The organism is Facivitalis istanbulensis (genome assembly GCF_040560405.1).
Taxonomy (GTDB): Bacteria; Pseudomonadota; Alphaproteobacteria; order Sphingomonadales; family Sphingomonadaceae; genus Sphingomonas; species Sphingomonas istanbulensis.
In genome coordinates, this window is record NZ_JAVSCQ010000035.1 from 30,765 (window position 1) to 41,927 (window position 11,163).

General features: G+C 63.1%; 16 protein-coding genes and 3 pseudogenes. 7 read left to right on the plus strand and 12 right to left on the minus strand.

What is annotated here, in order from left to right; all coding sequences use genetic code 11:
* Window positions 1-39 precede the first annotated feature (39 nt).
* The 7 genes and pseudogenes from RN629_RS16000 to RN629_RS16030 form a co-directional block, all read right to left on the minus strand.
* A complete protein-coding gene (locus tag RN629_RS16000) occupies window positions 40-603 on the minus strand; it encodes a DUF1993 family protein (RefSeq protein WP_407036128.1) in 564 nt (187 codons plus the stop codon).
* Window positions 604-641: 38 nt separating this feature from the next.
* Window positions 642-959, minus strand: a complete 318-nt coding sequence (locus RN629_RS16005) for a ribbon-helix-helix domain-containing protein (protein ID WP_407036129.1) — start codon at window positions 957-959, stop codon at window positions 642-644.
* Complete coding sequence (gene parA / locus RN629_RS16010) at window positions 956-1,609, minus strand: ParA family partition ATPase (RefSeq protein ID WP_407036130.1); 654 nt, start codon at window positions 1,607-1,609, stop codon at window positions 956-958. The genes RN629_RS16005 and parA overlap by 4 nt, the downstream gene beginning before the upstream one ends.
* Window positions 1,610-1,736: 127 nt before the next feature.
* Window positions 1,737-2,066, minus strand: a pseudogene (locus RN629_RS16015) (transcription elongation protein SprT); the annotation flags it as partial.
* A 250-nt stretch (window positions 2,067-2,316) separates the two neighbouring features.
* Window positions 2,317-3,336 carry an IS110 family RNA-guided transposase gene (locus RN629_RS16020; RefSeq protein ID WP_407036131.1) on the minus strand — a complete coding sequence of 340 codons (1,020 nt, stop codon included), beginning with the start codon at window positions 3,334-3,336 and terminating at the stop codon, window positions 2,317-2,319.
* A gap of 138 nt (window positions 3,337-3,474) precedes the next feature.
* Window positions 3,475-3,789, minus strand: a pseudogene (locus tag RN629_RS16025) (transcription elongation protein SprT); the annotation flags it as partial.
* Window positions 3,790-4,158: 369 nt separating this feature from the next.
* The gene (locus RN629_RS16030) at window positions 4,159-4,386 is read right to left on the minus strand and encodes a hypothetical protein (RefSeq protein ID WP_407036132.1); all 228 of its coding nucleotides are present in this window, start codon (window positions 4,384-4,386) and stop codon (window positions 4,159-4,161) included.
* A gap of 257 nt (window positions 4,387-4,643) precedes the next feature.
* Between RN629_RS16030 and RN629_RS16035 the strand changes: the two genes are divergently transcribed.
* From RN629_RS16035 to RN629_RS16060, 6 genes and pseudogenes are all read left to right on the plus strand, one after another.
* Window positions 4,644-5,189: a hypothetical protein gene (locus RN629_RS16035; RefSeq protein ID WP_407036133.1), complete on the plus strand. Its 546-nt coding sequence runs from the start codon at window positions 4,644-4,646 to the stop codon at window positions 5,187-5,189.
* On the plus strand, window positions 5,173-5,751 hold the full coding sequence (locus tag RN629_RS16040; protein WP_407036134.1) for a sigma factor-like helix-turn-helix DNA-binding protein: 579 nt from the start codon (window positions 5,173-5,175) through the stop codon (window positions 5,749-5,751). The genes RN629_RS16035 and RN629_RS16040 overlap by 17 nt, the downstream gene beginning before the upstream one ends.
* 31 nt (window positions 5,752-5,782) lie before the next feature.
* Window positions 5,783-6,103: pseudogene (locus tag RN629_RS16045) on the plus strand (ATP-binding protein); the annotation flags it as partial.
* A 419-nt stretch (window positions 6,104-6,522) separates the two neighbouring features.
* On the plus strand, window positions 6,523-6,789 hold the full coding sequence (locus RN629_RS16050) for a type II toxin-antitoxin system RelB/DinJ family antitoxin (RefSeq protein ID WP_004213356.1): 267 nt from the start codon (window positions 6,523-6,525) through the stop codon (window positions 6,787-6,789).
* The gene (locus RN629_RS16055) at window positions 6,776-7,057 is read left to right on the plus strand and encodes a type II toxin-antitoxin system YafQ family toxin (RefSeq protein ID WP_004213354.1); all 282 of its coding nucleotides are present in this window, start codon (window positions 6,776-6,778) and stop codon (window positions 7,055-7,057) included. Before RN629_RS16050 ends, RN629_RS16055 begins: the two co-directional genes overlap by 14 nt.
* Before the next feature lie 9 nt (window positions 7,058-7,066).
* A complete protein-coding gene (locus RN629_RS16060) occupies window positions 7,067-7,702 on the plus strand; it encodes a histidine phosphatase family protein (RefSeq protein WP_407036135.1) in 636 nt (211 codons plus the stop codon).
* A 34-nt stretch (window positions 7,703-7,736) separates the two neighbouring features.
* Here the strand turns inward: RN629_RS16060 and RN629_RS16065 are convergent, their stop codons facing one another.
* From RN629_RS16065 to RN629_RS16080, 4 genes are all read right to left on the minus strand, one after another.
* Window positions 7,737-8,126, minus strand: coding sequence for a YybH family protein (locus tag RN629_RS16065; RefSeq protein WP_407036136.1), 390 nt, complete (start codon window positions 8,124-8,126; stop codon window positions 7,737-7,739).
* Window positions 8,127-8,275: 149 nt separating this feature from the next.
* Window positions 8,276-9,250: a tyrosine-type recombinase/integrase gene (locus RN629_RS16070; protein WP_407036137.1), complete on the minus strand. Its 975-nt coding sequence runs from the start codon at window positions 9,248-9,250 to the stop codon at window positions 8,276-8,278.
* The gene (locus RN629_RS16075) at window positions 9,247-9,642 is read right to left on the minus strand and encodes a CopG family transcriptional regulator (protein ID WP_407036138.1); all 396 of its coding nucleotides are present in this window, start codon (window positions 9,640-9,642) and stop codon (window positions 9,247-9,249) included. The genes RN629_RS16070 and RN629_RS16075 overlap by 4 nt, the downstream gene beginning before the upstream one ends.
* A gap of 53 nt (window positions 9,643-9,695) precedes the next feature.
* Entirely contained in the window at window positions 9,696-10,019 is a 324-nt protein-coding gene (locus RN629_RS16080; RefSeq protein ID WP_004213342.1) for a hypothetical protein, read from the minus strand.
* A gap of 97 nt (window positions 10,020-10,116) precedes the next feature.
* On the opposite strand from RN629_RS16080, the gene RN629_RS16085 reads away from it, so the two are divergent.
* Window positions 10,117-10,701, plus strand: a complete 585-nt coding sequence (locus tag RN629_RS16085; protein ID WP_407036139.1) for a hypothetical protein — start codon at window positions 10,117-10,119, stop codon at window positions 10,699-10,701.
* Here the strand turns inward: RN629_RS16085 and RN629_RS16090 are convergent.
* Window positions 10,698-11,054 carry a hypothetical protein gene (locus RN629_RS16090; protein ID WP_407036140.1) on the minus strand — a complete coding sequence of 119 codons (357 nt, stop codon included), beginning with the start codon at window positions 11,052-11,054 and terminating at the stop codon, window positions 10,698-10,700. The genes RN629_RS16085 and RN629_RS16090 overlap by 4 nt on opposite strands.
* Window positions 11,055-11,163: the final 109 nt, after the last annotated feature.

Genomic DNA, 11,163 nt, shown 5'->3' on the forward strand with positions numbered 1-11,163 from the left:
CCATGCTCACATGCAAACATGTGGACATGCCCGCATGTCTCACCCTTCTGGCCGCGATCCGCGCCGGATATAGGCGGCCATGTCGCGCATGAAATCGGCTTCCCTGATCTCGACCCCTTGGCTCCGCAAGATGCTGTAGGCCGTGATGACGTGGTAATAGAATTGGGGAAGCGCCCAATCGCGCACATATTCCGCGCCCGTCATCTCATAGACGATGCCACCGGGAAGCTCGATCTCGACGGGCAACGGCGCGCTAATATCGAAGCTGTCGAAGTCCAGCCCGGTCAATTCAACCAAGGCTTCGTCCATCCGCTTTCGGGCATCCGCGAGCGACCCCGGCGCTTCGCCGCAAGCGTAAGCCTCGGCCAGGAGGTCATCTAGGTCTCTCGGCCTGTGGAAGCCGGATAGCTTATACATCGCCTCATGGACCTGACAGGCGGCAAGGCGCACTTGCGAGGCCAGCGGCAATATGTTGGGGGCGAGACGCGCCGAAGGCAGGGATTCCGCCCGCTCCGGCATCTCGCGTTGGGCTTTGGCCAACAGCCCGTCGATCGTCCCCAGCATCTGCGTATAGGTCGGCACAAGAAGTTTGGTCAGCGACATGAACCGTCCCTAGCCCTCATTTTTGCATGTGGACATGCTCACTTGCCTACAGGGCTTTCCCCCATCTTTCGCAGCCAGTCGTTGAACGCCTCGGCCATCGCGTCCTGTAGGCTCATGCCGTGCTTGCGGGCGGTCATGTGCATGGCGAAGGACATTTCCGGGCTGAAATAGCCCGTCATGGCCTTCTTGCCCTGACGGCTCGGCGCAACCGGGCTGCTGCTCGATCCGCTGCCGGTGCCTGCGCCAGAGCTGCGGGCGATCGGCGCGGCCGCCCTCCCCTCCGGCTCGGCCGTCGCCGGCGCTGGTGCAGCTTCCCGATCCCGCAATGCCAGCAATGATCCTTTCCGGCTGCTCATGCGCTGGCCCTCCGCTTCTTAGATGCTTGCATGTTTACATGCTCGCATGTCCACTTGTAAAGCTGCCGCACCTCGTCGGCCGCCTTGCCGCTCGGCTCGATTTCCATCGCCGTCTTGCCCTCGGCCGCCGCATGGCGGAAGGCGGCGCGATCGGCGATATGGTGGGGGCAGGCATCCAGCCCATAATCCTGCACGAGCTGCGCGGCCTCGTCATACATGCGCGGCGCGGTCGGGCTTCCCGCCGTGAAGATCACGAAAGCGGGCTTGCCGCGCATCTTCACAAGGCTGGCGGTCGTCTTGATCGCCGCCAAATCGAACGCGCTGGGGCGGCAAGGGATCAACACCAGGTCGGCCGCCTCAACAGCGGCGCTCGCCGCGCTGTCGGCGTGGGGCGGGGTGTCGATCACGATGAACGCCGCGCCCTGGCTCGTAGCCTGCTCGATCTTAGCAGCGAGGCGAGGGGGCGCGCTGTCGATCACAACCGGGGGCGCATCCTGTCGCCATGCCGCCCACTGGCTCGCCGTCGCTTGCGGGTCGAGGTCGATCACAAGGGCGGTATGCCCGGAATCCTCGGCGGCTGCGGCCAGATGCAGGGCGAGGGTGGTCTTGCCCGCACCGCCCTTCTGGCTGATGATCGCGATTGTTGGCATGTGAATATCCTTACATGGCCGCATGTTTGCATGTGGTCATACTGGCTTGGGCCGGTTGCGTCAACGAAACCCCGAACTGGCGCGCAGCGTCAATGAAACCCCGAATTGCGGGGGAGGGGAGGGCGGTCTAGCTATCCTCGCCGCCTTCATCCTCGCTGTCATCGTCGAGCGGTTCATGCTCCATCTGGCCGTGATCCTCGATCGGGCAAAGCGGCGCTCCGGCCTGCTCAAGCCATTTGCGCGCGGTCCTGACGGTATAGCCGCACGTCGCGCACTCGCATTTGAGCATCCGGGTTTTCTGCTTCTTCGGCGCGGTCGACTCTCCGTCCGTGTCGAGACGGGCATGGGGGAGGGGGCCAACATCGGCTAGGATCGGCGCGATGGCCGCAAGGAACGCCTCGCCGGGGGTGGTGGCGCGCATCGACCCGACAAGGCCAAGGCCAAGGGCGACCCGTCGTCTAATCGCAGCTCATAGCGCAAGTCCTTTCTGATCTTTTTGCGTCGTATGCCGGGAGCACGGTCGTCTTCGCGGTCGATATGGTGTCGCCGCATGATGGGTCTCCACGGAGCGGACCTTCCAGTGTTTAAAGCGCACATGCTGAAGGGGAGCTTCGGCAATGCAACGGGTCGCTCGGAATGGTCCAACTCACGTCCTGGCAGGGACGCCTCGGGGTGCTCGGATCAGCGTGATCGAGCCGGCGAGGATATCAGGCGGCGGCAGTCCGATTGAACAACTCGCCGGATTTCAACATGGCGTGCATGATGACCGCCAACTTGCGGGCGACGGCGACGGCCGCGCGTTTGAAGCCGAGCTTCTCGCGAAGCTTGAGCCCCCATGTCCGCAGATCGCTGTCGGCGTATGTCCGCGTCAGGATCACTGTCGCCGCCTCATAGAGCACGGCTCGCAGATTTCCGTCGCCTCGTCGCGAGATGTGGCCGTCATAATCGACCTCGCCCGACTGGTATCGGCGGGTTGTAAGGCCGATCCAGGCACCAACCGAGCGCGACTTGGCAAAGTTCGTCGGATCTTCAATGGCGGTGGTGAAGGTGGTTGCCGTCACAACGCCGACGCCGGGGATCGACATCAGAAGCTGGCATGCCTGGCTATGACGGGCCGCCGCCGTGAGTTGGCGACCGAGCTCGGCCGCTTTCGTGCGCATGGCGCGCCACGCTTCCAGGATCGGGATGATGATGCGGGCCAGGGCGTCCTCGCCTTCGAGCAGCCGATGAACATTCTTCTCGAACACGCCGCCCTGGCCGCGAGGTACGACCAGACCGAACGTCTTCATGAGACCGCGTATCTGGTTGGAAAGGTCAGTCGTCACGCGGACCAGCTTGCTGCGCCCCGCCACCAGCGTGCGCATTAGCATGCTGTCATAGCCCTTCACCCGCACTTCGCGGAAGAAGCCGACTTCGGCAAGATGGGCCAGGCCGTCAGCGTCATTTGCATCCGTCTTGTTCGGAGCCATGTCGAGGGCGGCCTTCGCATGCCGCGCATCGATGCAGATCGCCGGCACGCCATGCCCGGTCAGCTCATGATAGAACCACACCGACAGCGGCCCGGTCTCGAACACAACGCGCTCGGCATCGGGCGCGCGCTTGCGGATCAGCTCCGCCAGCAGCGCCGGGTCCGACAGGCACTTGCCGCGCCAGATACGCTTGCCCGCTCGCCGGATGGAAACGGCCGTCTCTTTCAATGACACATCAAGACCGATATACTCACCCATGGTTGTTCTCCGTTCGATGCCTGGGCCCGGCGCCAGTCGTGAGCCCGTTTGTCCATCCTATCGGGGAACAACCACCTGTCTCCTGTCAGGCCATAAATCCTGAGCCTCCGGGTGACTCGCTCCCGCGATTACCCCATGTTTAAACGCCTTCCCATGCCCTGCCGGGATGCCAACGGCGGCATGGACAAGCTCATGCGCGAGGATGGCCGCGATCTGCGCGGGCATGGCGTCGGGCGCGTGCGCCAGGTCGGGCCGGATGAAGATTTCAAAATGCCCGTCCGCGCTCAAGCGGTTGTCCCAGCACTCGCCGATCGCCTTGGCCTTCGCGCCTCTGCTGGTGAAGCCGATCGCCACGCGCACGCGGTCGGGCAGGGGGGCGTCCAGCGCCTCGAACAGCGGAGCCATGCCCAGCGCCACCGCATTGAGCCAGCTTTCACGGGTTTGGTGGGTCATCGTCCTTACTCCCTTCAAATCGCCTGTCCGGCGATGGCCATGCCATCGGCCGGAACACGGACGCCCAAGAACGCCGGCGAGAGAGGGGGGCAGCGGGATTCGATGGGGGTGGTGCGGCCGCAGCGCAGCGAGGCACGGCCCCGTCTAATCCCGTTGCGGGGGAGAGGCGGCCGGGACCGCCTTTCCCCCCTTGAACGAACATCGACGCCGGCGCACGCCGGCACCATGAAGCGAGATCCGCTTGCGATCTCGCCCCCGCCATGTGGGTCGTCACCTTGGGCCAAGACCGCTTGCGGGCTTGGGGAGCGAAGCGAGTAGGGCCACGGTGCCGCGCCAGCGGCAGGCGCATGTCCCCGCCTGCATCTAAACCTAGCTCTCTTCGGTGGGAGACTTCGCCTTTTCCCGGCGCTGCAACTCACTTTCCACCGTCTCACGGATGAATTTCGCAATCATTTCGGTGGATGGTTCCGCCTTCTCTCGGCGCTCCAATTCGCTCTCGATCGCCTCGCGGATGAATTTCGCGATCCTCTTTTTGCCAACCAGCATTTCAATGCGGCGCATCGTTTCGAGCGGTAGCCGGATCGTTGTCGGCTTCATTCCAAGAGGCGGTCGTCCCATGCCCTGTCGCTATCGGGCAAGGTTTCGTTCTCCAAGGTAAACCCGTTGACGCTACCGCTTATTTAAGTATTAGCTATCGTTTTACTGTATAAGCGATAGCTTAAATGCCGTGGACATGGCTTGCCTGGCTTTCTGGCTGACGCTGCGACAGCGCGATTCGCGCGGGAGCTGGTTTAAAGCCGCATCCGTTTGCCACTCCCGATTTGCCACCACGGATGCGGAACGGAGGCAAGTCTATGACCGGCAAACGGATTGCAGCGAGTTCCCTTGCGGGAGCCAACGAGCCGTTGACATTCGAGCAAAACTGGCAGTTGCGCGAGCGTGTTACGGAGCGAGTGGCGCACCTTACGCACAGGAGACAAATCGAAGTAGAGCGCGCGGCCCGCCTGCTGCGCCTTCATTTTGTGAATAGGCGGGACCGCGCCCCGAAGCGCGGGACGCTGCATCGGTTGATGCTGGTCGGCCGCTATGCCGACACCGGGCGGCGCGATCGGGACGATTTCCACCGCACCGATCTCGAAATATGGGCGTTCGTGGACCACGACGCCTACAAAGGCATGAACCGCTATTGGGGCATCGCTCGCCAAGCTGTTGCGAGCGAGCTGCGCGGGCGGGCAACTGTCCGGCTGTCCGTGTTCACGCTTCATGAGATGGATCGGCTTCGGGCAGCGGAAAACTTCTTCCTCACAGACCTCTATGATGCGGGGATCGTGCTATACGATCGCGCGACCGATAGCCCTCATCATCAAGACGGGGAGGCGTGCAATGCCAACGCCTCCTGAACCTAGCGCCGATTACCTGGCCCGCTATCAAGCGGCCGTCTATCAGGTGCCAGTCCTATCGCGCGTGGTGTTTCGGCTCCACCGCTTCGATAATCTGGCTTTCGGGGAAATCGCTGATCGCCTCGGAATCGACGTGCAGGCGGTGCAAGGCTGCCTCTCCGAAGCCCTGTTGATGGTGAGCGCGTCGCTCGATGGCGATCCGCCTCATCGCAGCGACAACCCCGCAATTGCTCCCGCTGAATACGCCCTGCGCCTGCGCTACCGGGCATATTGCGAGGGCTGGCTAGACCGGCACGGCTTCAACGATCGCATCCCCTGGGATGACGCTCGCCCCGACAGCGACGCCGTGTCACGCATCCTGTTCGAGACCATGCCGCCGATCGCGCGCGAAACCTTTGTCTGCAACCGGGTTGGGGGGAAGAACTATGCTGAAATTGCGCGGAGTATGGGGACGTTCCGCTGGATAGTCCCCGCCTCACCGGTCACAAGCAACCGATGTTCGTTCGCCAGCCGGCTGACTGGCCGCTTGATGATCCCGGAGACCTTCTCGATTGCTTCATAGAGGTGTTCGACGAAAAATTGGACACGCCGCACTGGTGACACGCCTCGAAGAGGAGACCCGGATCGGCAAAGGCGGGACCCTGGCGGCGCAGCTGTCGCGGCTCGACCTGATCGTTCTCGACGAGCTCGGTTATCTGCCGTTCGCCCGCTCGGGAGGGCAGTTGCTGTTCCACCTCATCAGCAAGCTTTATGAGCGGACCAGCGTCATCATCACCACGAACCTCGCCTTCGGCGAATGGCCGACCGTGTTCGGCGATCCCAAGATGACCACGGCGCTGCTCGACCGCGTCACCCACCACTGCGATATCGTCGAGACGGGCAACGACAGCTGGCGCTTCAAAAACCGCAGCTGACAGCCACCTTCGGCGCCTTCAAAAATCTATCTTGCGCTGCGCGCGCCTCCGGTCGGGCTACGCCCGCCCTCCGCCGCACGCAGCGCAAGGCCATCTTCAACAAACCAGCATCATATTATCTGAAAAGGGGGTCCCTCTTCGACGCCGATCGGGGGTCCCTTTTGAACGCCGTTTGACAGATAGTGCGATGGCGGATGCTGCGCGCGATCCAGCACATCGCACGCGGCCCCGGCTGCTTTGAAACATGGCTGTGGGAACTAAGCAGGCGGTCGTAATCTGCTGGGGAAAGGCGGCCAGGATCGCCTTTCCCCTTCAACGAACATCGACGCCGGCATATCGCTCGCGAAATCCGTGCAGCGATCTTGCCAAAATCGGATTTTGTGACTACATTGGGACTACGTTTTCAGAGGGAAATTCCAATGGCTGTTTCCGACACCTATGTTCGCGCCAGGATCGACAATGCCACGAAGGAGCGCGCCACGGCCGCGCTGGGCGCGATGGGGCTTTCGATCTCCGATGCTATCCGGCTGCTGATGCTGCGTATCGCCGATGAACGGCGCTTGCCTTTCGAGGTCAAGGTGCCGAACGCCGCGACGCGCGAGGCAATGGCGGAGCTGGCGGCGGGGAAGGGGACCAAGTTCGCCAGCGTCGAGGCGCTGATGGCGGACCTCCATGCGGACGATTGATCGCTCGACCCGGTTCAAGCGCGACTACAAGCGGGAATTGAAGGGCCGGCATCGGGCGACCCTCGACGCCGATTTTCAGCCCGTTCTGGCCGCGCTCGCGACTGACACGCCGCTTGATCCCAAATACCGCGACCATGATCTGAGCGGCGATTGGGCGGGCTATCGCGATTGCCACATCAAGCCGGACCTGGTGCTGATCTACGCCAAGCCCGACGACGAAACGCTGCGCCTCGCGCGCCTTGGCTCTCATAGCGAGGTATTCGGATAGATGACGCACATGCAGGCGATTTTCATCCGCCACGGCCAAAGCACAGGCAACGCCGGCCTGCCCTGCGATGATCTCGGTGCGATCGAGCTGACGGAGCTGGGCCAGGAACAGGCGCGCGAAGTCGCGGCGAGCTGGACGCAAGCGCCCGCGCTCATCGTCACGTCGCCCTATACGCGCACGCAGCAGACGGCCGCGCCGACGATCGCGCGCTTTCCCGGCGTGCCGGTCGAAGTGTGGCCGATCGAAGAGTTCACCTATCTGCAACCGGCGCGCTGGAACGGCACGCGCAGCGCAGAGCGGATGCCGCACCTCGAACGCTATTGGAGCGCGGCCGATCCTGATTATTGCGACGGGGAGGGGGCGGAGAGCTTCGCCACCCTGCTCCGGCGCTGCGAGGCGGCGCTGACGCGCCTCGCCGCCATGCCTGCGGGATCGCTGGTCTATGTGTTCGGGCATGGGCAGTTCATCCAGGCCGCGCGCGCGATCGTCGCCGACACGCATCTGGACGATCGGGGCAAGATGCTCGGTTTCTGGCGCAAGGGCGAGCCACCCGCGATCAGCAACGCGCAGCGGGTAGGGTTCCATTGGCAGGGCGACCGCTGGGCCTGCCAAACGGTTCCGCACCTGGTCCCTGAAATGGGGTAGCGATGTAATTGGATGAATATAGGTGTCGCAGGTTTCAGGATTTTTGCGACAGTGTCAGGAGATTGGCGTCGCGTGCAAGCCGCCACTTGCCATCGGATTCTTTGTGCAAAAGTGTGAGCGTGTATCCTGATCGACGGATGGGAGCGCCGGCGGACGGGGTAGCGGTCATCTCGATACGATTGCGAGTAAACGCCCAGTTCCCGATAATCTGTAATTCGATGATTTCGTTTGTGCCTTCTATCCGGGTGTCGCCCATGCTTTCGGACGCCGTAGCGAAAGCCTCTTTTCCAAACGGCTCCTGTCCCGGCACCATGAAGACAACATCGTCGGTCATCAATGAAAGGACGGTTGCAATATCGCCCGCTTTGCTCGCTGCCATCCAAGTTTCAACGACTTGACGGATCGCCTTTTCGTCATCGGTCATCTTGTGAAATCCTCTACGGCTCAATTCTTCTTACGGTATACTATACGCCGATGCTGGCACCGGCACTGTGATGCTGCAATGCCGCTCCGTCTGGTTTGTCTCGCCGCCTCTGTCGCAAAAATCCTAAAACTCGCGACAGGAAAAGCCGCCTAGATCAACACCCGCTCCACCTCGTCGAGCGTCACATCATCGGGCCGCCGATCGTAGAGCTGGGTGGTGCGCGTCGAGCTGTGGTTCGCCATCGTCGCGGCCGTCTCCAAGGTGCCGCCGTTTTTCAGATAGGTGGTGATGCCGGTCGCGCGGAACGAATGGTTGCCGATCGCCGTGCCGATCCCGGCCGCCGCCGCGCGCCGACGCACCATCGCGAAGGCATTGGCTTGGGGCAGGGGGGTTTCGCTCAACTGCCCGGTGCCGCGCGCGATCGTGCGGAACAGCGGCCCCTTGCGATCCTCGCGCAAGCCGCACCCGTCGATGTAGGCGGTCAGATAGTCCTCAAGATTGTGGTGGCAGGGCATCTCATGGCGCTTGCCGCCTTTCTCATGCAACCGGACCCATAGACGGCGGTTCTGCATGAACACGTCCTCGACCCGCATCGCCAGCGCCGCGCCGATCCGCGCGAAGCTATAGACCATGAGGCCGATCAAGGCGCGGTCGCGCAGGCCGGCATGGGTGGCAACGTCGATCGTATCGAGCAAGTGCCGCGCCTCGTCGGGCACCAGCACCGGCGTCTTGCCGCGCCGCTGGCTATAGGCCGGCCCGCGCACCGATGCGGCGGGGTTCACCGGCACTACCTGACCCATCACCAGCCAATCGAACAGGCTCCGCACGCCGGCGAGCTGCTGCTTGACGCTGGGCGGGGCCAGCTCGCCCCCCTGCGCCTCGATCCAAGCCGCGACGTGAAGCGGCTGCACGCCGGCGAGCGATATGACGCCGCGTGCCTCGCACCAGGCCAGAAACTCGCCGGCTGCGCGCATATAGGCGCGGCGGGTATGCGGATTGCGGATGGTGACGGCGAAGAACTCAAGGAAGCGCAGCCGCGCCGCCTCGTCGGCCGACGCCACCAGCGCCGGCAACGCCAGCGCCGAAGAAGATGGGGGCGGGGGCAGGGGGGCCAGCTCGTTCATCGCGCGATCTTCGCCCAACGCGCCGGCTCGGGGCGCGGCTCGGCCATTTCCCGGCGCAGCTCGTCAAACACTTCCTCGGCGGGGCGGACGCGGCCCGCCTTCACGTCCTCAAGGCCGCGCGCAACCGACTCATCCAATATCCGGCGTAGCAGCTCGTCGCGCAAATCGCGGTGTGGCTCCATCTCGATGAAGTTCTTGACGATCGCGAACACCGCCTCGGACGGATCGACGAAATGGCCCTGCTCGACCTGCGCCAACAGCCAATCGGCCATATCGCCGGGTAGATATGCCTCGAAGCGCAGGCCGCCCGTGCGGGCCTGCTCGCGCAGCGTCCTAGCCTGGTCGCGCTCAGCATAGTTGTCGGCGAAAGCCGTGTCGTCATCCTTGTGCATCAAGGCTCCCTCCTAGCTGTGGATCTCCGGGCCGTTTAAACGCTCTGTGTTGGTCATCGCACCGTCTCCAATCGCCGGCCCCGAAGGACATGCGCCGCACCGTCGATGATCGTCGCGGCATCGGGGGACAGGTTCTCGACCGCAGCGGCCATGCCGAACAGCTCGACCCGCCCGCCCTTGTTGTAGATGCGCCCCGCGACGGTGCCGTGGATGATCGCGCGCGCTCCCGGCTCGACAGTGAGGTCGCCGCCGATCGTGCCGTGCAGGACCATCTTGACGCCGCCCTGCAGGGCGGCCCCCTGGGTGATGAGGCCATAGACGGCCAAATCCTCCCCGATCGCAAAAGGGCCTTCGATCGTCTCATGCACCGCGCGCATTTCCATCCTCGTCCTGCGTTGCTCCAAATATATGATAATGTCCTTTATCACACATAGTTGGGCGCGTGAATCCCGCGCATGGGTGGAGTGGAACCGGATGCTGGAAATCGAGCTGTCGAAGGATATAGAGGCCCGCCTTGCGAAGATTGCCGACGCGACGGGGCGAAGCCTCGCCGCCTGCGCGGCCGAGGCGATCGAACGCTATGTGGAATCGCCGTCGCCGCAGCGGTTCACCTACGGCGAACGAATCATCGTCCATATGCTAGCCGATTGGGTCGATACGCTGGCGGGGGAGAAGGGTTTGGAAGCATTGCGGCAAACGCTCCCCCCGGCTCTTGTTTTGGCGGCCCTGGAAAGCGGCCGCGACCATGTGATAACCGAGCATATCGGGATTGGTGGCGAAGAGTTCCAGCACCCCGGCACCGCCTATCAGGCAATGTGGATCATGCTCGACGATCTCGCCGATGCCCGCGAGCGCGGCTGCGATGTTCCCTTATTCAGCGGCATCAGCGATGATGAAGAGGCGGACGCGCTCGCGGATTTGGCGCAAGTCGCGCACTCTGCCTACAAGGGCAAGAACCAAGCCCGACACGTCGATTACTCTCTGCCCGAGCGGCCGCTCGCCTTTTGGCGGGAACTGGCGGAGCGATATTCGGACAGGCGGGCGGGGGAGGGCGTTTAAACGTCCTCGGTTGGCGGCGGCGCGTTGATTATCATTTCGACATAATCGAGATATTCGCGGGCCTGGTCCGCCGTGATGCCAAGGCGCTGCGCGATTTGCTCAAACGTCATCTCGTATTTGTTATGAAGCTGAAAGACCCTCTGCGCGACATAGGACATCTGCCAGGTGAGTTCCGTTTCGTCGGCTGTCATCTTGGCCAATGGCGCGGGCATCGCGGCGTCGATCGCCTCTACAAGATGCTCCACCGATTTCGCGCTATTTCCATCGAGCGTCCGCAAGATCGCGAGGGCGCGTTCCATGTAATCGAGTGCGGTAGCGCGCGAAGCGGGCACGCCTGCGACATTCCCCGTCATCCGATTTTCTCCCGTTCAGGACGCGCGGCAATTACAGTAATTCCGCCACCCTGTTCACAACCTCGTCGATCCGCCAGGGCTTCGCGAGGAAGCCGACACCCTGCGGCAA